We start from the raw sequence: 19,840 nt of genomic DNA on the forward strand, positions 1-19,840 counted from the left end.
GAGGGGGTTACGGAGGGAGTGCGGAGGGACCGGTCAGCGCACCGGCGTCGCGGGGCGCTCCTCGTCCTCGGAGGCGGCGGCCTCGGCCTCCGCCTGCCGCTTGGAGGCGACCAGGCTGGTGGCGGTGGTGACCGCGAGGACGAGGACGATGACGCCGAGCGAGACGGGGATGGAGATCTCCGGGACGTGCACACCGGACTCGTGCAACGCGTGCAGCACCAGCTTGACGCCGATGAAGCCGAGGATCACCGACAGCCCGTACGACAGGTGGACCAGCTTCTTGAGCAGGCCGCCGATCAGGAAATAGAGCTGGCGCAGGCCCATCAGGGCGAAGGCGTTGGCGGTGAAGACGATGTACGGGTCCTGGGTGAGGCCGAAGATCGCGGGGATCGAGTCGAGCGCGAAGAGCACGTCGGTGGTGCCGATGGCGAGCATCACGACGAGCATCGGCGTCATCAGCCGCTTGCCGTTCTCCGTGATGAACAGCCGGGTGCCGTGGTACTTGTCGGTGGACGGCACGCGCTTCTCGACCGCCTTGAGCAGCCGGTTCTCCTCGAATTCCTCGTCCTCGTCGTCCGAACGGGCGTCCTGGATGAGCTTCCAGGCGGTCCAGATGAGGAAGGCGCCGAAGATGTAGAAGACCCACGAGAAGCTGGCGATGATCGCCGCGCCGCCCGCAATGAACACCGCGCGGAGCACCAGCGCTATCAGCACGCCCACCAGCAGTACGCGCTGCTGGTACTGGGACGGCACCGCGAATTTGGACATGATCAGGACGAAGACGAAGAGGTTGTCGACGCTCAGCGACTTCTCGGTGATGTAACCGGCGAAGAACTCGCCCGCCGGCTGGCCGCCGGAGAAGACGAGCAGGCCGAGCCCGAAGAGCCCGGCGAGTACGACCCAGACGATCGTCCAGGCCCCTGCCTCCTTGACGGAGACGTCGTGCGGGGTGCGGCCGATGACGAAGTCAACGGCGATCAGGGCGATCAGTCCGGCGATGGTGAGCGCCCAGAGGGCGAGGGAGACATCCACAGGTCCTCCGGCAATTCGATACGGCAACTGTCAGCGTCGTCGCTGCCGGAGGTCCCCACCACTTGAGTCCGTTCAGGGGGAGGTTTCACTCCGCACCAAGAACAGTACACGAATTGCCCAAGAGTTAGTAAAGAATCGCACAAGAGTGCAGGTCAGAGCCGTAAAGCCGGTAAAGCACCGGCGCAGGACCCGGCACGACCGGTCAGGGGCCGTAGGCCGGGCGGGCCGCCGCGATCTCCCTGAGCACCTGCGTGAGCACCTGGCTGCCCGGCGGCACCAGCGACGGCTCGAACGTCCAGGCGTGCCCCACCCATGGGTCGGCCAGGTGGTCGCTGGGCAGCGGGGTGAGCCGCAGCAGCGAGCGCCACAGCGGATCGAGCACCGGCCCGTACGCGGACGCGTCCTCGCGGTCGGCGACCAGCAGCAGGTGCACCCCGGCGCGCGGTCCCTCGTCGGCGAGATAGCGCAGTTGGGTGACCGCCCGGTCGTCGAAGCCGTACGGGAACTCGTTGACGATCAGAAGCTGCTCGGCGGTGTCGAAGCCGGGCGGCAGCGAGTCGGCGGCGCCGCCGCGCAGCGCCATCTGGAGCAGATCGACGCGTTCGGTCAGCCGGTTCAGCACCTCGCCGACCCCGGCCGCGCCCCCGGCCGACGGCATCAGCACGGCGCCGCTGCCGGTGAGCGGGGTGAGCGCGGCGGAGCCGGAGCCCGCGGGGTCGAGGGCGTGCACCGCGAAACCGCCCACCGGGTACGAGGCGAGCAGCCGGGCGGCGATCGCCACGGCGGTGTCCATGGCGACCCCGCGGTCCTCCTCGCTGTCGATCCACAGACCGCGGTCCAGCGGCAGCCGGGCCAGCAGCGGGATGCGCAGTTCGGGCGCCTCGGGCAGGTAGAGGCCGCCGAGCCGTACGGCGAGCGGCGGCTGGTCGGGCACCCGGTAGGCGTGCCACACCGGATTCTCCCAGCCCGCGAAGGCGGCGGGCAGCGCGGGCTCGACGACCTCGGCCTCGGCGACGAGCTGCGCGATGTCCCGGTCGAGCACGGCGCGGGCCTGGTCGACCAGCGCGAACTGCCGGGTCTGCGCCTGGTCGCGGGCGGCGTCCGCGGCCTGTCCGCCGCGGGTCGCGGGGTCGGCGAGCAGCCGGTCGAGCTCCTGCTCGAAGCGGGACTCGGCGAAGTCCACCGCGCTGCGGTAGGCGGCGATGGTGCGGGCCAGGTCCTCGAACATGCCCCACACCTGATTGTGCAGTCGCTCCTCCATCGTCCAGCCGGAGGCGTCGCCCGCGACGGGGACGGGCGGGGTGCCGGGCGGCGTGCTGGGCTGCCCGTCGGAGGACGGCCGCGGCGCGGCGGGCGGGGCGTCGTACGGCGAGCCCGGCCGGCCCTGGGCCGGTCCCTGAGCGGGCGGGGGCGGCGCGGTGGCGGCGGCCTCGCGCCGCGGGTGCCGGTAGTCGACCGGTCCTGAGGACGCGGTGGTCCGGCCGTCGCCCGGAGCGGCGGCCGGGGCCGCGGTTTCCGGCCGCGGCGGCGGGACCGTACGCGGCGCGGCGGGCAGGTCGACCGAGCGGGACAGCTCGCGCCCCACCGCCTCGTCGATGCCCGCGGCCACCCCGGCGGGCTCCGGGACACCCTGGTCGAGCAGCAGCGCGGGCAGACCGCCCTCGTACCCCTGGCCGACGGCGCGCACCTTCCAGGCGCCCTGCCGCCGGTACAGCTCGATGGCCAGCAGGGCCGTCTCGGGGCCGAGGCCGGTCATGGTGAATCCGGCGACGGCCTCGCCCTCGGTGGTGGTGACGGCGAGATGCGGGGCGGGGGCGGCGCCGAAGGCGGCGGGCGCGCCGGGGCGGCCCGCGGCGCCCGGAAGGGCGAGCAGAACGTGCACCCGGTGCACCTGCGGCGGCATCGCGCCGAGGTCCACCGCGAGCCGGTGCTCGGCGGCGGCCTGCCGGGGCACCTCGACGCCGGGGAGCTGCGGCGCGCCGGGGTGCGCCAGCCACTGCGAGGAGTCGCCGACGACCCGCCCCCGCTCGTCCCCGAGGGTGACCGCGGCCACCACCGGGGTGCCCGCCGACACCCGGATCTCCATCCGGGTGCCCGGCAGCGGATGGTTCTGTCCCCGGACCAGTTCGGCCGTCATGTCCGCCGCCCCCCGTTCCCGTTATGCGTGTGTACGTGTTCCGGCCCGCGGGCCGGGGGCCGCGTCAGCGGCCGTGCGGCCTCAGAGCGCGGGCAGAATGGCCGGAATGAGGTCCTGGAACGTCCGGCCGTTGGCCGCCGTGCCGATGGCCGTCATCGACCAGCCGGTCGCGCCGCGCTGCACCTTGGCCATGATCTGCGCCGTGTACTGGCCGCCGCCGGTCAGCGTGTAGCGGGCCAGCTCCTGCCCGTTGGTCTCGTCGACCAGGCGGCAGAACGCGTTCTGCACCTCGGCGAAGGTCTGGCCGGTGAAGGAGTTCACCGTGAAGACGATCTGGTCGACATGGACCGGTACGCGCTGGAGGTCGACGATGATCGACTCGTCGTCGCCGCCCTGGCCCGCGCCGCCGACCAGATTGTCACCGGTGTGCCGGACCGAGCCGTCGTCGCTGGTCAGGTGCTGGAAGAACACCACGTCGACCGGCTGCTTGTCCGCGAAGAGCACGGCCGAGGCGTCCAGGTCGATCTCCCGGGTGCGGGACCCGAACAGTCCGCGGCGCGGCGCGGCCTGCCAGCCCAGCCCCATCCGGATCGCCGTCAGCGTCCCTCCGTCGGACTTGCTCAGGCTGATCTTCTGGCCCTTGGTCATGTTGACCGTCACGCGCTGTCCCCTCTCACCCGTGTGTGCGGTTGTCCCGCACCCTAACAAGACGCCGTGCAACGGTATCCCGGTTCGCCGCATGGCGATTCCTGGCGAACACCGGCCGGTCGCCGGTCCCGCGTCACGCCATTCCCGCTTCTCTCATCTGGCGCAACTCCTTCTTCAGCTCGCCCAGTTCGTCCCTGAGCCGGGCGGCCACCTCGAATTGCAGCTCGCCGGCCGCCGCGTGCATCTGGTCGGTGAGCTGAGCGATCAGGTCGGCCAGCTCCTCGGCGGGCAGCGTCTTCGCACCGCGCTTCTCGCCCGCGCGGGCGGACAGTCCTGGCACCGGCGCCTTGCCCCGCGAGCGCTGCCGCCCGGAGCCCAGCAGCTCCTCGGTGTCGGCGTCCTCGCGGGCGAAGGAGTCCAGGATTCCGGCGATCTTCTTCCGCAGCGGCTGCGGGTCGACGCCGCGTTCCTTGTTGTACGCGATCTGCTTCTCGCGGCGCCGGTTGGTCTCCTCGATGGCCTTCTCCATCGCCGGGGTGATCCGGTCCGCGTACATGTGGACCTGGCCCGACACGTTACGGGCGGCGCGGCCGATGGTCTGGATCAGCGAGGTGCCCGAGCGCAGGAAGCCCTCCTTGTCGGCGTCGAGGATCGCGACCAGCGACACCTCGGGCAGGTCAAGGCCCTCACGCAGCAGGTTGATGCCGACCAGGACGTCGTACTCACCGGCCCGCAGTTCGCGCAGCAGCTCGACGCGGCGCAGGGTGTCGATGTCGCTGTGCAGGTACCGCACCTGGATGCCCAGTTCGAGCAGGTAGTCGGTGAGGTCCTCGGACATCTTCTTGGTGAGGGTGGTGACCAGGACGCGCTCGTCCTTCTCCGTGCGCAGCCGGATCTCGTGCACCAGGTCGTCGATCTGGCCCTCGGTGGGCTTGACGATGACCTCGGGGTCGACCAGGCCGGTCGGGCGGATGATCTGCTCGACCACGCCGTCGCCGCGGGACAGCTCGTACTTTCCGGGTGTCGCGGACAGGTAGACGGTCTGGCCGACGCGGGTCAGGAACTCCTCCCACTTCAGCGGCCGGTTGTCGAGCGCGGACGGCAGCCGGAAGCCGTGGTCGACCAGGGTGCGCTTGCGGGACGCGTCGCCCTCGTACATCGCGCCGATCTGCGGCACGGTGACGTGCGACTCGTCGATGACCAGCAGGAAGTCCTCGGGGAAGTAGTCGATGAGGGTGTCGGGCGCGGAGCCCTGCTCGCGGCCGTCGATATGCCGCGAGTAGTTCTCGATGCCGGAGCAGGTGCCGATCTGCCGCATCATCTCGATGTCGTACGTGGTGCGCATCCGCAGCCGCTGGGCCTCCAGCAGCTTGCCCTGCTTCTCCATCAGGGCGAGCTGGCCCTCCAGCTCCTTCTCGATGCCCGCGATGGCGCGTTCCATCCGCTCGGGGCCCGCGACGTAGTGGGTGGCGGGGAAGACGTAGATCTGCCGGTCCTCGGTGATCACCTCGCCGGTGAGCGGGTGCAGTGTGTAGAGCGCCTCGATCTCGTCGCCGAACATCTCGATGCGGACGGCCAGTTCCTCGTAGACCGGGAAGATCTCGATGGTGTCGCCGCGTACCCGGAAGGTGCCGCGGGCGAAGGCCACGTCGTTGCGCGCGTACTGGATGTCGACGAATTTCCGCAGGAGCTGGTCGCGGTCGATGACGTCGCCGACATTGAGCCGCACCATGCGGTCGATGTACTCCTGCGGGGTGCCGAGGCCGTAGATGCAGGACACGGAGGCGACCACGACGACATCGCGCCGGGTCAGCAGCGAATTGGTGGTGGAGTGCCGCAGCCGCTCCACCTCCTCGTTGATCGAGGAGTCCTTCTCGATGTACGTGTCCGTCTGCGGGACGTACGCCTCGGGCTGGTAGTAGTCGTAGTACGAGACGAAGTACTCGACCGCGTTGTTCGGCAGCAGCTCGCGGAATTCGTTGGCGAGCTGGGCGGCGAGCGTCTTGTTCGGCGCCATGACCAGGGTGGGGCGCTGGAGCCGCTCGATCATCCACGCGGTGGTCGCGGACTTGCCCGTACCGGTCGCGCCGAGCAGCACGACGTCCTGCTCGTCACCGCGGATCCGCTTCTCGAGGTCGTCGATGGCGGTGGGCTGGTCGCCGCTGGGCTGGTAGGGGCTGACGACCTCGAAGGGCGCCACACTGCGTTCGATGTCTGATACGGGCCGCATGTCACCACCGTACGACCCACCACCGACAATCGTCCGGGCCCGGACGGGCGGGCCGCCGCCGGGGCGGCCACTTCCCCTCGTGTGACCGCCCGGTCACTTCCGGTGACGGGCCTTGCGGCGGCCGTGCTTGCCGGGCGGATCGCGGCGGCGGGGCGTTGTCGGACCCCCGATCTAGGCTGGCCGCGTGACGAACGACACCGCCTGGACGGTCATGGAGACCCCGATCGGGCCGCTGCTGCTGGCGGCGACCGACGAGGGGCTGGTCAATGTCGGTTTCCGGGCGGACGAGGCGGCGGTACGGCGCGCGGTGGCGTCGATGGGGCGGCGGCTGGGCGGCGAGCCGGTCGAGGACGCGGCCCGGCTGGCGCCGGTCACCGAGCAGATGGAGGCGTACTTCGCGGGTGCGCTGAAGGAGTTCTCGCTCGCTCTGGACTGGTCGCTGATCACCGGCTTCAACCGCCGGGTGCTGCGCGAGCTGGCGGCCGGGGTGCCGTACGGCACGGTCGTCGGGTACCAGGACCTGGCCGACCGGGTGGGCGAGCGCGGGGCGGCCCGCGCGGTCGGGACGGCGATGGGCGCGAATCCGATACCGCTGGTGGTGCCGTGCCACCGGGTGGTGGAGAGCGACGGCGGCATAGGCGGCTTCGGCGGCGGCCTGGAGATCAAGCGCACGCTGCTGGCGCTGGAGGGCGTGCTGCCCGCACCGCTGTTCTGATGATCTGAGCAGGCTCCGCACGTCCGCCCCCGCGCCGCGCGGCGGCAGGGACGTCACGGTCAACGACCGCTCCGGTGCCGGTCCGCAAGGGCGACCGGGTGACGATGCTCGGCCACGACCGGCCGCTGGACCGGGAGTTCGACGGCGGCACGCTGACCGTACGGGTGCCCGCGGCGGCGCGGGCGAAGGGGCGGTACGCGTGGGTGTTCAAGATCGACTGGACGCGCTGACGCGGGGCTGACGCGCGGGAGCGGGCGGAGTGACCCGCCCGCTCCCGTCCCGTTCCTGCCCTGCCGCTACGGCTTCGTCGCTCACTCCTCGGACGTGCGCGGGTCCGGGATCTGAATCGGGCCCGGCGGCTTCCGGTCGATCGCGGGCGGCTCGTCGGCCGCGGCCTCGACGGCGGACCGCGGTTCCGCGTCCGTCAGTTCGTCCGTCGCCGCGGGCGCCGCCGTCTTCTCGACCGGCTTCGTGTCCTGGCTGCCGCCGGTGTTCGCACCGGAGTTCGCACCGGAATTCGCGCCGGAATTCGCGGCCCGGTCGAAGAAGCGCAGCATCTCGACGGGGAAGGGCATCACCAGGGTCGAGTTCTTCTCCGCCGCGACCTCCACCACCGTCTGGAGGAGGCGCAGTTGGAGGGCGGACGGGTTGGCGTCCATGGTCCTGGCCGCCTCGGAGAGCTTCTGGGACGCCTGCAACTCACCGTCGGCGGTGATGATCCGGGCCCGCCGCTCCCGGTCCGCCTCCGCCTGCCGGGCCATCGACCGCTTCATGGACTCCGGCAGCGCCACGTCCTTGATCTCGACGCGGTCGATGTGGACGCCCCAGCCGGTGGCGGGCGTGGACAGCATCAACTCCAGCCCCTCGTGCAGGCGTTCGCGGCCGGACAGCAGATCGTCGAGTTCGCTCTTGCCGATGATGGAGCGCAGCGAGGTCTGTGCCACCTGCAACATCGCGAACTGGTAGTTCTGCACGTCCACGGTGGCCCGGATCGGGTCGATGACCCGGAAGTAGAGCACCGCGTCGACCCGTACCGACACGTTGTCGCGGGTGATGCCGTCCTGGGACGGCACCGGCATGGTGACGACCTGCATGTTGACCTTGGTCATCTTGTCCACGAACGGCACCAGCATGCGCGGGCCCGGCTCCTTGGGGAGCCGGTTGACCCGGCCGAAGCGGTAGATCACCCCGCGCTCGTACTGCTTGACCACCCTCAGACTGCTGGACACGCCGATCAGGGCGACCACCGCGATGATGATCAGCAGCACCACGACGACTTCCACGGCCGTCAGCCGGCGTCGTCGAAACGGGCTGCGGCCAGATAGTCCGGCCGGGGGTCGAGTGCGGCGGCGAGCCGGAAGTGGCGCTGGGCCTCGTCGGCGCGGTTCGCGCGTTGCAGCGTACGGGCCAGCGCGAAGTGGGCGAAGGCGTTGTCCGGCTCGCGCTCCAGCACTATCTGGAACTCCAGCTCCGCCGGACGCAGTTGGGCCGCGGCGAAGAACGCGCGGGCGCGCAGCAGGCGGGCCGCGGTGTTCTCCGGATGGGCCGAGATCACCGGGTCGAGGAGTTGTACGGCGCCGCGCGGGTCACGCGCCTCCAGCAGTTGCTCCGCGGCGCGGAAGTCGATGACGTGCGTCTCTGGGGTCCGCTCGTGCAAGGCCGCCTCCCTGAATTCGGGCACGGGTGACGACTGATCGTCTGGTCTGACATACCCAACGTCGTCGTCGGCAACCGCATTCCCCGGGCGACTACGCCGTCCCGGCCGCCGCCAGCTCCCGCAGCCGCTGCCACGCCGCGCGGACCTGGGGCTCCAGCTCCTCCAGCGGGCCGTCGTTGTCGATCACCAGATCCGCGACGGCGATGCGCTCCTCGCGGCCGGCCTGCGCCGCCATCCGCGCCCGCGCCTCGTCCTCGGTCATCCCGCGTGTCCGCACCAGGCGCTCGATCTGCGTGGCCGGGGCCGCGTCCACGACGATCACGAAGTCGTAGAACGGGGCCAGGTCGTTCTCCGCCAGCAGCGGTACGTCGTTGACGACGATGTCGTCCGGGGCCGCCGCCGCCCGCAGCTCCTGCGACCTGCGGCCGACCAGCGGGTGCACGATCGCGTTCAGCGCCTGGCGCCGGGCCTCGTCCGCGAAGACGATCGCGCCGAGTTTCGGGCGGTCCAGTGTCCCGTCCGCCGCCAGCACGTCCGGGCCGAACTCGGCCGTCACCGCCGCCAGGCCCTCCGTGCCGGGTTCCACCACTTCGCGGGCGATGCGGTCCGCGTCCACCAGGATCGCGCCGTGTGCCACCAGCAGTTTCGCCACGGAGCTTTTTCCTGACCCGATTCCACCGGTCAGCCCGACGTTCAGCATGCCGCCAGCTTACGGGCCCTCCGGCCCTCCGCGGGTGCCTCCCAGGGGCGCGGGGAACTGCGCACTCAGCCACCAACGGTGGCGCGGCCGTCGAAAACCGGCCCCAGCGGGGCAGATGCTGTGAGTTTTCGGGCTGGCAGCCCGGTGGGGGCGGGCCGCGCAGTTCCCCGCGCCCCTAAAAACCAGGCCCTGCGCAAGCAACCGTCCAGGGGCCGCGCCCCTGAAAACCAGGCCCTGCGCGAGCGCGGCGCGCCTTGCGGAGGGGAAGCGGAAGAGGGCCCGCGCCCTGGGGACGCGAACCCTCTTTCGTGAGCGCGCCGCAGGCGCTAGTCGTCCTCGCGGTCGGCGAGGAAACGTTCGAACTCGGCGGCGAGATCGTCGGCGGAGGGAAGCTCGACGGCCTCGGCGATGAGACTCTCGCGGGACTGGGACCCGGCGACGGCGTCGTACTGGGACTCGAGGCCGCGGACGACGGAGACGAGTTCGCCGTCGCCTTCGGCGACCTGGCGGTCGATCTCGACGCGGACGGTGTGCGCCTCATTGCGCAAGGCGTGGGCGATCTCGGGCAGCACGAGGCCGGTGGCGGCGGTGATCGTCTCCAGGACGGCGAGGGCGGCGTCCGGGTAGGGCGAACGCGCCAGGTAGTGCGGGACGTGGGCGGCGACGCCGAGCACGTCACGGCCGGCCTCGGCGAGCCGCAGCTCGATGAGGGAGGCGGCGCTGCCGGGGACCTGGGCCTCCTCGAACCAGGCGCGGTGGCCGGGCATGAGGTCGACCCGGTTGCCGTGCGGGGTGAGGCCGACGGGCCGGGTGTGCGGCACGCCCATCGGGATGCCGTGGAAGTTGATGGCGAGGCGTACGCCCAGGCGTTCGATGACCTGGAGCACGGCGGTCGCGAACCGTTCCCACTCCACGTCCGGCTCGGAGCCGGTGAGCAGCAGGAAGGGGGTGCCGGTGGTGTCCCGCACCAGATAGAGGTCGATCTCCGGTGCCTCGTAGGAGGTCCAGTGGTCGCGCTCGAAGGTCATCAGCGGGCGGCGGGCGCGGTAGTCGACCAGCCGGTCGGCGTCGAAGCGCGCGACGAGCTGGTTGTCCAGGCGGTCCAGCAACTGCTCGCTGATCTGCTCGCCGGTGTCCCCGGCGTCCATGTACCCCTCGAAGTGGTACAGCAGTACGGGACCTGCGTCTCCGACCGCTGCGTCGACGGCCTCGGCCCCGCCCGGCACGTATTCGTACAGCCCTTGCGGATCCAGCACGATGATCGTCCTCCTCGCTCTCTCCCCCCTCAACGAACGTACCCGCCCGGCCATTCCCACGCGTCCGCCCGGAACCCGGACGTCTTGACGGTCCGTCGGGTGGGCCCTACCTTCTCTCGTTACGTCCATGTGTTCACATGGACGACCAAGATTCACATACTTGGAACGATGGAAGGACGCGGATGCGACCCCACACGCTTCTGACCCTGCCGGTGGCCCTGCCCGTCGCGGCACTGCTCGCCGGGCTGCTCTCGTACGCGACGCCGGCCGGTGCGGCAACGGCCGGTGCGTCGACGGCCGCCGCGGCGACCACCGTCGAGGTGACCACGGCCAAGGAGCTGAAGGCGGCGCTGACCGCCGCCGCCCCCGGCCAGACGATCCATCTCGCCGACGGCACGTACACCGGCAACTTCAAGGTCACCGTGTCCGGCACGGCCGCCGACCGGATCACGCTCACCGGCTCCTCGAACGCCGTGCTCACCTCCTCCGGCGGCTACGGCCTCTATCTGAACGGCGCGAGCTACTGGACCGTCAAGGGGGTCAGCGTCACCGGCGGCCAGAAGGGCATCGTCACCGACGCCGCCGCGCATGTCGTCATCGACTCGGTGACCGTGCACGGGCTCCAGATGGAGGGCGTGCACTTCCGTACCTCCAGCACGGACGGCGTGATCAAGAACTCGCGGATCTACGACACCGGGCTCCAGCGGCCGGGATACGGCGAGGGCGTCTACGTCGGCACCGCCAACACCCTGACCGACAAGAGCGACCGGGTGCAGATCCTCAACAACGTCATCGGCCCCAACATCGGCGCCGAGAACATCGACCTCAAGGAAGGCACCACCGGCGGCCTGGTCTCCGGCAACACCTTCGACGGCAGCGGCCTCAGCATGACCAACTACGACGACTCCTGGGTCGACGTCAAAGGCAACGGCTACACCATCACCGGCAACACCGGCACCCGCACCCTCAACGACGGCTACCAGACCCACACCCAGCAGCCCGGCTGGGGCTGCGGCACCGTCTTCCGCGACAACGCCTCCGACCTCACCGGCGCCACCGGCGCCACGCAGACGGCGATCTACGTCACCAACTACTCCGCCGACTGCCCCACCACCGTCTACGCCTCCAACAAGCGCACCGGCGGCAAGGCCCTGACCAACATCCCCGTGACCCCGTAGCCCCCCGCGCCGCCCAAGGCCCCACGGTCACCGGGAAAGCACCGCGGTCCCGCACCCCCTGAGGGGTGCGGGACCGCGGTGTTGTGACTGGGCCTAGCGGAGAGCCGTCAGCTCTGGCCGCCCGCGAGCTTCTCGCGGAGGGCGGCGAGGGCCTCGTCGGAGGCGAGGGCACCGGAGGTGTCGTCGGACTCCGAGGAGTACGAGCCACCGGAGACGCCCGGGCCACCGGTCGCGGCGGGGGCGGCGGAACCGGCCTCGGCCGCGGCCTGCTCGTCGGCCTCGCGGGACTTGATGACCTGCGCCTGGTGCTGCTCGAAGCGGGTCTGGGCCGTGGCGTACTGGCCCTCCCACTCCTCGCGCTGCTTGTCGTACCCCTCGAGCCAGTCGTTGGTCTCGGGGTCGAAGCCCTCGGGGTAGATGTAGTTGCCCTGGTCGTCGTACGACGCGGCCATGCCGTAGAGCGTCGGGTCGAACTCGACCGAGGCCGGGTCGGCACCGAAGGACTCGTTGGCCTGCTTGAGCGACAGCGAGATGCGGCGACGCTCGAGGTCGATGTCGATGACCTTGACGAAGATCTCGTCGTTGACCTGGACGACCTGCTCCGGGATCTCCACGTGGCGCTCGGCCAGCTCGGAGATGTGCACCAGGCCCTCGATGCCCTCGTCGACGCGGACGAACGCGCCGAACGGGACGAGCTTGGTGACCTTGCCGGGGACGACCTGCCCGATCTGGTGGGTCCGGGCGAACTGCTGCCACGGGTCTTCCTGCGTCGCCTTCAGCGACAGGGAGACACGCTCGCGGTCCATGTCCACGTCGAGAACCTCGACGGTGACTTCCTGACCGACCTCGACGACCTCGGACGGGTGGTCGATGTGCTTCCAGGACAGCTCGGAGACGTGCACGAGACCGTCGACGCCGCCGAGGTCCACGAACGCACCGAAGTTGACGATCGAGGAGACGACGCCGGACCGCACCTGACCCTTCTGGAGGGTGGTGAGGAAGGTCTGGCGGACCTCGCTCTGCGTCTGCTCCAGCCAGGCACGGCGGGACAGGACCACGTTGTTGCGGTTCTTGTCCAGCTCGATGATCTTGGCCTCGAGCTCCTTGCCCACGTAGGGCTGGAGGTCGCGCACGCGGCGCATCTCGACGAGCGACGCCGGCAGGAAGCCACGGAGGCCGATGTCGAGGATGAGACCACCCTTGACGACCTCGATGACGGTGCCGGTGACGATGCCGTCCTCTTCCTTGATCTTCTCGATGGTGCCCCAGGCACGCTCGTACTGAGCGCGCTTCTTCGAGAGGATCAGGCGGCCTTCCTTGTCCTCCTTCTGGAGAACAAGGGCCTCGATCTCATCGCCCACGGCGACGACCTCGTTGGGGTCGACGTCGTGCTTGATGGAGAGTTCGCGGGAGGGGATGACACCTTCGGTCTTGTAACCGATGTCGAGCAGGACCTCGTCCCGGTCGACCTTCACGATGACGCCGTCGACGATGTCGCCGTCGTTGAAGTACTTGATCGTCTCGTCGATCGCGGCGAGGAAGGCTTCCTCGTTGCCGATGTCGTTGACCGCCACCTGCGGGGTGGTGCGAGGGGCCTCGGTGCTGCTCGTCATTAGGGAAAGGACTCCGGTACGGACAGTAAGTCGTAGGTACTGCTACGCCGTAAGCCCTTTTCGCTCCTGCCGAATTCCGGACAGCCGTGGGGCCGAGGGGTATGCAACAGATTCCGAGCGCAGCCTGCTCTGTCTGAGGCGCGCAGGCTCGCAGCGCAACTTGTAGCATACGGGGGCAGCCGGGCACGGTCAACGCACGAAGAGCCCACCGGGCGCGTAACGGACCGAACCGGCACAAGTCACCCAGTGCCAGGTCTTCTCAGAGAGTACGACGACTGCCGCGATGATCCAAGGACCCGATCCCCGGGACGTACGCCGGGAAGCGCCCCGAGAGGCACACGAGGAACCGGAGGCCACCCGCCGTAGCGCGGGGGTCACGGAGAGCAGCCGGGCCAACCGCCGGTGGTGGGACCGCAACGCGGACGACTACCAGGTGGAGCACGGCGACTTCCTGGGCGACGCCCGCTTCGTCTGGGGCCCTGAGGGTCTGGACGAGGCGGACGCGGGGCTGCTCGGCCCGACGGCGGCCCTGAAGGACAAGGACGTGCTGGAGATCGGCGCGGGCGCCGCCCAGTGCTCGCGCTGGCTGGCCGCCCAGGGCGCCCGGCCGGTCGCCCTCGACCTCTCCTTCCGGCAGCTCCAGCACGCGCGGCGGATCGACGACGAGTCCTCGGCCGACGGCGCGCCGCTGGTGCCCCTGGTCCAGGCCGACGCGGGCGCGCTGCCCTTCGCCGACGGCTCGTTCGACCTGGCGGTCTCCGCGTACGGCGCGCTCCCCTTCATCGCCGACACCGCGCGCGTCCAGCGGGAGGTGCGGCGGGTGCTGCGGCCCGGCGGGCGCTGGGTCTTCTCGGTCACCCACCCGGTGCGCTGGGCCTTCCCCGACGAGCCGGGGCCCGAGGGCCTGACGGCCGTCGCCTCCTACTTCGACCGCACGCCTTACGTGGAGGAGGACGACCGGGGCATCGCCGTGTACGTCGAGCACCACCGCACCCTGGGCGACCGCGTCCGCGAGATCGCGGCGGCTGGCCTGCGGCTGGTCGACCTCGTCGAGCCCGAGTGGCCGGAGTGGAACGACCAGGAGTGGGGCGGCTGGTCCCCGCTGCGCGGGCGGCTGTTGCCGGGCACGGCGATCTTCGTGTGCGCGGCGGAGTGAAGGCCGACGGACAGGACGGTCGGGCGGCCGGCGGGGAAGCCGGCGGGAGCGCCGGTACGTACGCGATCCGGGCCGAGGGGCGCGCGCTGCCGGTGGCCTCCGTCGTACCGGAGCTGCTGGCCGCGCTGCGGTCGCCGGGCTGCGCCGTCCTGGCCGCGCCGCCCGGCACCGGCAAGACCACGCTGGTCCCGCTGCTGATCGCCGACGCGTTCGGCGGGCGGGTGCTGGTCGCGGAGCCGCGGCGGATGGCGGCGCGGGCGGCGGCCCGGCGGATGGCCTGGCTGCTCGGGGAGCGGGTCGGCGAGACCGTCGGTTTCACGGTCCGCGGCGAGCGGCGGGTCTCGGCCCGCACCGCGGTCGAGGTGGTCACCACCGGTGTGCTGCTGCAACGGCTCCAGCGCGACCAGGAACTGCCGGGCGTGAGCACGGTGATGCTCGACGAGTGCCACGAGCGGCATCTGGACGCCGACACGTCCATGGCGTTCCTGCTGGACGTACGGGCCCTGCTGCGTCCGGAGTTGCGGCTGGTCGCGGCGTCCGCGACGACGGACACGGCCGCGTGGGCGGCGCTGCTGGGCGGGGCCGACGGGCCGCCCGCGCCCGTGGTCGAGGCGGACGGGGTCCTGCACCCGGTGGCCGTGGAGTGGGCGCCGCCGCCCGGTCCCGTACGGGCGACGCACGCCGGGGGCCGGGTGGACCGGGCGCTGCTCGACCATGTGGCGACGGTGGTGCGGCGGGCGCTGCGGGAGCGCGACGGGGACGTGCTGTGCTTCCTGCCGGGCGTCGGGGAGATCGCGCGGGTCGCGGGTCTGCTCGGGGACCTCGCGGATTCCGGCGGCGCGGGCGGCGGCATCGAGGTGCTCCAGGTGCACGGCCGCGCCCCGGCCGCCGTCCAGGACGCGGCGTTGGCGCCCGGTGAGCGGCGGCGCGTGCTGCTCGCGACGTCCGTGGCCGAGTCCAGTCTGACCGTGCCGGGCGTGCGGGTCGTGGTGGACAGCGGGCTGGCCCGCGAGCCGCGCATGGACCACGCGCGGGGCCTCGGCGCGCTGGTCACCGTACGGGTGTCGCGGGCCGCCTCCGACCAGCGCGCCGGGCGCGCCGGGCGTGAGGGCCCCGGCACCGTCTACCGCTGCTGGCCGCCGGCCGAGGACGCCCGCAGGCCCCGGCACCCCTCCCCCGAGATCGCGCTCGCCGACCTCACGGCCTTCGCGCTCCAGGCCGCCTGCTGGGGCGATCCGGACGCCTCCGGGCTCGCCCTGCTGGACGCCCCGCCGCAGGGCGCGATGGCCGCGGCCCGCGACACGCTGCGCGGCCTCGGCGCCGTCGACGCCTCGGGCCGCGCCCTGGACCGGGGCCGCCGGCTGGCCCGGCTCGGGCTGCACCCCCGGCTCGCCCGCGCCCTCCTCGACTCCGCGCCCGTGCTCGGCGCCCGCCGCGCCGCCGAGGTCACCGCGCTCCTCAGCGAAGAACTCCCCCACTCCTACGGCTCCGACCTCACCGCCGCCTGGCACACCGCCCGCCGCGGCGGCGACCCGTACGCGGCGCGCTGGCGCGCGGAGGCCGACCGGCTGCGCGGCACGGTGACGGAAGGGAGCCCGCCCGCGACGGACACCGCCGTCCCGCGCTCCGCGGCCCGCCCGTCCCCCGCGAGCCGCGCCGCGGGCGGGGGCCTGTCGGACGACGCGGCGGCCGGGCTCGTCGTCGCCCTGGCGTTTCCCGAGCGGGTCGCGCGGCGGCGGGGCGGCGACGGATACGTGATGGCGTCCGGGACCGGCGCGGAGGTCGGCGGGGGCGTGGGCGGGGCGGAGTGGGTGGCGGTGGCCGTGGCGGACCGGGGCGTCGGGCGGACGGACGCGCGGGTGCGGGTGGCCGCGGTGATCGACGAGGGCACCGCGCGGGCGGCGGCGGCCGGGCTGCTGGAGTCGTACGAGGAGGTGGCCTGGCGCGGCGGGGACGTGGTGGCGCGCCGGGTGGAGCGGCTGGGCGCACTGGAGCTGTCGGCGGCGCCGCTGCGCCGGCCGGACCGGAACGCGGTGCGGGCCGCGCTGCTCGACGGGCTGCGGCGCGAGGGCACCGGTTTGCTGCACTGGTCGCGGGAGGCCCGTGAGGTACGGCAGCGGCTGGCCTTCCTGCACCGGGAGTTGGGCGGGAACTGGCCGGACGTCTCGGAGCGGGCGCTGGTGGAGCGGGCCGAGGAGTGGCTGGGGCCCGAGCTGGCGCGGGCCGGGCGGCGGGCGGATCTGGAGCGGATCTCGGCGGGCGGCGCGCTGCCCCGGCTGCTGCCGTGGGCCACGGGCGAGGCCGCCCGGTTCGGTGAGCTGGCACCGGAGCGGTTCGAGGTGCCGAGCGGTTCGCGGATCCGGATCGACTACGGCGGGGACCAGCCCGTACTGGCCGTGAAGCTCCAGGAGTTGTTCGGGCTGCGGGCGACGCCCGAGATCGCCGGGGTGCCGCTGCTGGTGCATCTGCTGTCGCCCGCGGGGCGGCCCGCGGCGGTGACCGCGGACCTGGCGTCGTTCTGGCGTGACGGCTACCGCGCGGTGCGCGCCGAGCTGCGGGGCCGCTACCCGCGCCACCCGTGGCCCGAGGACCCGGCGACGGCCGAGCCGACCAAGCGGACGAACAACAGCCGCCGCGCGTAGGCAGCCCGCCCGGCCCGTACGGCGTCCGGGACAGATCGGCCGGTGCGGGGTCCCGGCACGGCTCGGACCGTACGGGGTCCGGGCCGTGGGTCAGACCGGTACGGGGTCCGGGACAGGTCGGCCGGTGCGGGGGTCCGGGCACGGCTCGGACCGTACGGGGTCCGGGCCGTGGGTCAGACCGGTACGGGGTCCGGGTGGTCGGGGGCGCGGTCGGGGTCGGGCTCCCGGCCGCCCACCGGGTCGGCGGGCCGCCGTCCGCGCGCTTCGAGCAGCAGCGACAGCGCCAGCAGCGCGGCGGCGAACCCGCCGAAGCCCCACGGCAGGTAGCTGGTGAGCAGCAGCACCAACTGCCGTTGCGTCTTGACCAGATGGACGATGGAGTCGATGTAGTCGGGCCGCATCTTCACGTCGCCCGCGAAGGCGGTGACCGGTGCTTTGCCGGTCGAGGCGGGAAAGCGCAGCTCCTCGGTGTGGATCTCCTCGCCGTTGACGGGCGCGCCGGTCGTCGGGTCGACCCAGAACATCCGCTTGGTGGTGTACCAGCGCTGGATGCCGGTGGCCTTGACCGTCTCGGGGGTGAGCGCGGGAGCGCCGGGCGCGATCTCGGGCAGTTTCTTGGGCAGCGGGACCCGCTGCCAGGGCACGGTCTGCTCGAAGTAGTAGACCTTCAGGCCGTGGAAGCGCTGGGTGCCCGCGTAGTGGATCGGCGCGGAGGTGCGGCTCTGCGCGTCGAAGTAGTAGTAGTCGCGCTTCTGGGTCAGGAAGGGGAACTTGAACTCGATGCCCTGCCGGGTGACCGGATCGCCGTCGACCGACTCGCTCGCGGTGTGCACCGGCTCCTGGGTGTGCGCGTCGAAGACGTACCGCTCGGGGATCTCCGAGACCATCTTGCCGTCCGGGCCCGCGACGTAGGAGAGCGCGTCCCAGACCACGACGTCCTTGCCGGTCTCGGCCTTGACCTGCCGGGCCGCCGTCACATTGCCCTTGAGGGTCTGCACGATGCTGACCTTGGAGACCTTCTTGGCGGTGAGGCTGGAGTAGTCGACGAGGGTGGCGTTCTTCGCCTCGAGGACGGCGACCTGGTACTCGCTCGGCGGCACTTTGGCCAGCCGCGGGTAGGCGTACCAGCGCAGCATGGGCGCCAGGGTCGCGAAGAAGACGGCGAGGGCGAGCAGCACCAGGCTGGACTTGCGGCGCATCGCGGCTCCAGACGGCTCAGGGGTGGCTGGCTCAGAGGTGACCGGCTCAGGTATGACCGGCTCAGGGGTGGCTGGGGACCGTGGTCAGCAGGGGTTTCGGCGAGGTGTGACCCGCGGGCGCGCCGATCGCGGTGACGGTGAAGACCAGGGCGAGGGCGGCGGCGAGTCCGATCGCCGCCGCGGCGAGAGCGCGCATGGCCTGACCTCCCTCGGGCACGGGCCGACGCGGTCGTCGGCCGGGGCCGGGGCACCGTAGCAACCGGGAGGTGAGATGAGAACACGTTTCACCGGGGACGTTCGTGAGGCTTTCGCCTGAACGTCCCCGGTGCGTGGGAGTGTTGCCGGCGCGCGGGGCGCCGGGGGTGCCGTGTCGGGGAATGCCCCGTCGCGGGTTACGGCTTCGCGGTGACGGCGGCGCCCGTGGCCGCGCTGGCGGTCGCCTCACCGCTGGGGGTGGGGGTGTCCGTCGGCGTCGGGGTGTCGGTGGCGCAGGGGTCGGGCGTGCCGGGGGTGTCCGTGGGAGTCGGCGTCGCGGTCGGGCTGGGGCTCGCGCTGTCGGTCGGCGAGGGCGACGGGGACTGCGTCGGACAGCCGGGGGTCGTCGGGGTGTCCGTCGGCGTGCCGGTCGGAGTTCCCGTGGGGGTGCCGGTCGGCGACGACGGCGACGACGGCGGCGGGGTCTTGCCGGGGCCGGTCGACGGGGTGCCCGCGGTCGGCGGGACGATGCCGCCGCTCGGGTGGGTGCCGGACGGCGAGGGCGACGGTGTGCCGCCGGGGGCCGACGCGGACGGACTGGTCGACGGCCGCGGGGTGTTGGCGAACGGCGGCGCGCCCGCGCCCGGTGTGCCCGGGCGGTCGGGCACGGAGACCGCGTCGCCCTGCCGGAAGTGCTCGTACCAGGACTTCACCAGGTCGAGGTAGGCCTGCGAGTGGTTGTAGCCGAGGATCGCGCGGTCCATGTCCCGCGGTACGGCCAGGTCGCGGCCGTCGGCGCACAGGTAGTGGGCGGCGGCCAGCGCGGCGTCGTACACGTTGTCGGGGTCGGCGACTCCGTCGCCGTTGCCGTCCGCGCCCCAGTTCGCCCACGTCGAGGGGATGAACTGCATCGGGCCGACCGCGCGGTCGTGGACCGGGTCGCCGTCGTAGCGTCCGCCGTCGGTGTCGCTGATGTTCGCGAAGCCGTTGCCGTCGAGCACCGGGCCGAGGATCGGGGTGTACGTCGTCCCCTTGGCGTCCACGGCGCCGCCGCGGGCCTGGCCGGACTCCACCTGGCCGATGGCGGCGAGCAGTTGCCACGGCAGGTGGCAGCCGGGGTTGCTGGCGGCGACGCTCGCCTCGGCGCGCCGGTAGGCGTCCAGGACGGTCGCGGGCAGCGAGCCGCCGGACGGCAGCGGGGTGACGACCGGGCCGCCGGAGGGCGTGGCGGTCGGATTCGTGAGGTCCGTCGGGGTGTTCAGCGGCGGCACATCGGTGATGTACGGCGAACCGCCGTCGATCGCGGGGCCGGGCGGCGGGGCCACGGTGGTCGTCTGCCGCGCGGCGGCGTGCGCCACCGGGATGAGTCCCGGCGCCTGCGAGGCGCCCAGCGCCGCCATCGCGGCGGCGGCGACCGCCGTACCCGCCGCTCCCCTGCGTAGCCTTCGGCCGTACCGCCGCGCTGACATGTCCGCGGTCCTC

The 19,840-nt window shown here is 72.2% G+C and carries 17 protein-coding genes; 5 read left to right on the forward strand and 12 right to left on the reverse strand.

Translation table 11 applies throughout. The annotated features are described in order from the left end of the window. Nucleotides 1-33: 33 nt before the first annotated feature. The 4 genes from ABZX65_RS03245 to uvrB all read right to left on the reverse strand — a co-directional run bounded on the left by ABZX65_RS03245 (nucleotide 34) and on the right by uvrB (nucleotide 6,047). Nucleotides 34-1,032: a TerC family protein gene (locus ABZX65_RS03245; RefSeq protein ID WP_355333925.1), complete on the reverse strand. Its 999-nt coding sequence runs from the start codon at nucleotides 1,030-1,032 to the stop codon at nucleotides 34-36. A 202-nt stretch (nucleotides 1,033-1,234) separates the two neighbouring features. Continuing rightward, a complete protein-coding gene (locus ABZX65_RS03250) occupies nucleotides 1,235-3,169 on the reverse strand; it encodes a TerD family protein (protein ID WP_355333927.1) in 1,935 nt (644 codons plus the stop codon). 81 nt (nucleotides 3,170-3,250) lie between these two features. Beyond that, on the reverse strand, nucleotides 3,251-3,829 hold the full coding sequence (locus ABZX65_RS03255) for a TerD family protein (protein WP_355333929.1): 579 nt from the start codon (nucleotides 3,827-3,829) through the stop codon (nucleotides 3,251-3,253). Between the two features lie 121 nt (nucleotides 3,830-3,950). Continuing rightward, on the reverse strand, nucleotides 3,951-6,047 hold the full coding sequence (gene uvrB, locus ABZX65_RS03260; protein WP_355333931.1) for an excinuclease ABC subunit UvrB: 2,097 nt from the start codon (nucleotides 6,045-6,047) through the stop codon (nucleotides 3,951-3,953). A 211-nt stretch (nucleotides 6,048-6,258) separates the two neighbouring features. Between uvrB and ABZX65_RS03265 the strand changes: the two genes are divergently transcribed. Together ABZX65_RS03265 and ABZX65_RS03270 are read left to right on the forward strand one after the other, a co-directional pair. Further along, the gene (locus ABZX65_RS03265; protein ID WP_355334689.1) at nucleotides 6,259-6,762 is read left to right on the forward strand and encodes a methylated-DNA--[protein]-cysteine S-methyltransferase; all 504 of its coding nucleotides are present in this window, start codon (nucleotides 6,259-6,261) and stop codon (nucleotides 6,760-6,762) included. A 74-nt stretch (nucleotides 6,763-6,836) separates the two neighbouring features. After that, the gene (locus ABZX65_RS03270; protein ID WP_355333933.1) at nucleotides 6,837-6,992 is read left to right on the forward strand and encodes a hypothetical protein; all 156 of its coding nucleotides are present in this window, start codon (nucleotides 6,837-6,839) and stop codon (nucleotides 6,990-6,992) included. Between the two features lie 81 nt (nucleotides 6,993-7,073). On the opposite strand, the gene ABZX65_RS03275 is transcribed toward ABZX65_RS03270, so the two are convergent. The 4 genes from ABZX65_RS03275 to ABZX65_RS03290 all read right to left on the reverse strand — a co-directional run bounded on the left by ABZX65_RS03275 (nucleotide 7,074) and on the right by ABZX65_RS03290 (nucleotide 10,375). Beyond that, nucleotides 7,074-8,045, reverse strand: coding sequence for a slipin family protein (locus ABZX65_RS03275; RefSeq protein ID WP_355333936.1), 972 nt, complete (start codon nucleotides 8,043-8,045; stop codon nucleotides 7,074-7,076). Nucleotides 8,046-8,050: 5 nt separating this feature from the next. Continuing rightward, nucleotides 8,051-8,419 (reverse strand): tetratricopeptide repeat protein, encoded by a 369-nt coding sequence (locus ABZX65_RS03280; protein WP_188283400.1) that lies wholly within the window; start codon nucleotides 8,417-8,419, stop codon nucleotides 8,051-8,053. A gap of 91 nt (nucleotides 8,420-8,510) precedes the next feature. Further along, nucleotides 8,511-9,119, reverse strand: coding sequence for a dephospho-CoA kinase (coaE, locus tag ABZX65_RS03285; RefSeq protein ID WP_355333939.1), 609 nt, complete (start codon nucleotides 9,117-9,119; stop codon nucleotides 8,511-8,513). A 326-nt stretch (nucleotides 9,120-9,445) separates the two neighbouring features. Beyond that, entirely contained in the window at nucleotides 9,446-10,375 is a 930-nt protein-coding gene (locus ABZX65_RS03290; RefSeq protein ID WP_188283398.1) for a PAC2 family protein, read from the reverse strand. A 182-nt stretch (nucleotides 10,376-10,557) separates the two neighbouring features. On the opposite strand from ABZX65_RS03290, the gene ABZX65_RS03295 reads away from it, so the two are divergent. Continuing rightward, a complete protein-coding gene (locus ABZX65_RS03295) occupies nucleotides 10,558-11,553 on the forward strand; it encodes a right-handed parallel beta-helix repeat-containing protein (RefSeq protein ID WP_355333942.1) in 996 nt (331 codons plus the stop codon). 107 nt (nucleotides 11,554-11,660) lie between these two features. Here ABZX65_RS03295 and rpsA read toward each other — a convergent pair whose 3' ends face one another. Continuing rightward, nucleotides 11,661-13,166 (reverse strand): 30S ribosomal protein S1, encoded by a 1,506-nt coding sequence (gene rpsA / locus ABZX65_RS03300; RefSeq protein ID WP_188283396.1) that lies wholly within the window; start codon nucleotides 13,164-13,166, stop codon nucleotides 11,661-11,663. A gap of 283 nt (nucleotides 13,167-13,449) precedes the next feature. Here rpsA and ABZX65_RS03305 point away from each other — a divergent pair, with 283 nt between their 5' ends. Then, nucleotides 13,450-14,322 carry a class I SAM-dependent methyltransferase gene (locus tag ABZX65_RS03305; RefSeq protein ID WP_355333945.1) on the forward strand — a complete coding sequence of 291 codons (873 nt, stop codon included), beginning with the start codon at nucleotides 13,450-13,452 and terminating at the stop codon, nucleotides 14,320-14,322. A gap of 65 nt (nucleotides 14,323-14,387) precedes the next feature. Then, a complete protein-coding gene (gene hrpB, locus ABZX65_RS03310) occupies nucleotides 14,388-16,964 on the forward strand; it encodes an ATP-dependent helicase HrpB (RefSeq protein WP_355334692.1) in 2,577 nt (858 codons plus the stop codon). Nucleotides 16,965-17,137: 173 nt separating this feature from the next. On the opposite strand, the gene ABZX65_RS03315 is transcribed toward hrpB, so the two are convergent. The 3 genes from ABZX65_RS03315 to ABZX65_RS03325 form a co-directional block, all read right to left on the reverse strand. Continuing rightward, nucleotides 17,138-18,163 carry a DUF3068 domain-containing protein gene (locus ABZX65_RS03315; RefSeq protein ID WP_355333948.1) on the reverse strand — a complete coding sequence of 342 codons (1,026 nt, stop codon included), beginning with the start codon at nucleotides 18,161-18,163 and terminating at the stop codon, nucleotides 17,138-17,140. A 61-nt stretch (nucleotides 18,164-18,224) separates the two neighbouring features. After that, nucleotides 18,225-18,359 (reverse strand): SPW_0924 family protein, encoded by a 135-nt coding sequence (locus ABZX65_RS03320; protein ID WP_188282936.1) that lies wholly within the window; start codon nucleotides 18,357-18,359, stop codon nucleotides 18,225-18,227. Between the two features lie 196 nt (nucleotides 18,360-18,555). Beyond that, nucleotides 18,556-19,827, reverse strand: a complete 1,272-nt coding sequence (locus ABZX65_RS03325) for a lytic transglycosylase domain-containing protein (RefSeq protein ID WP_355333950.1) — start codon at nucleotides 19,825-19,827, stop codon at nucleotides 18,556-18,558. Between the last annotated feature and the right edge of the window lie 13 nt (nucleotides 19,828-19,840).

The organism is Streptomyces sp. NPDC003300 (assembly GCF_040610915.1).
Taxonomy (GTDB): Bacteria; Actinomycetota; Actinomycetes; order Streptomycetales; family Streptomycetaceae; genus Actinacidiphila.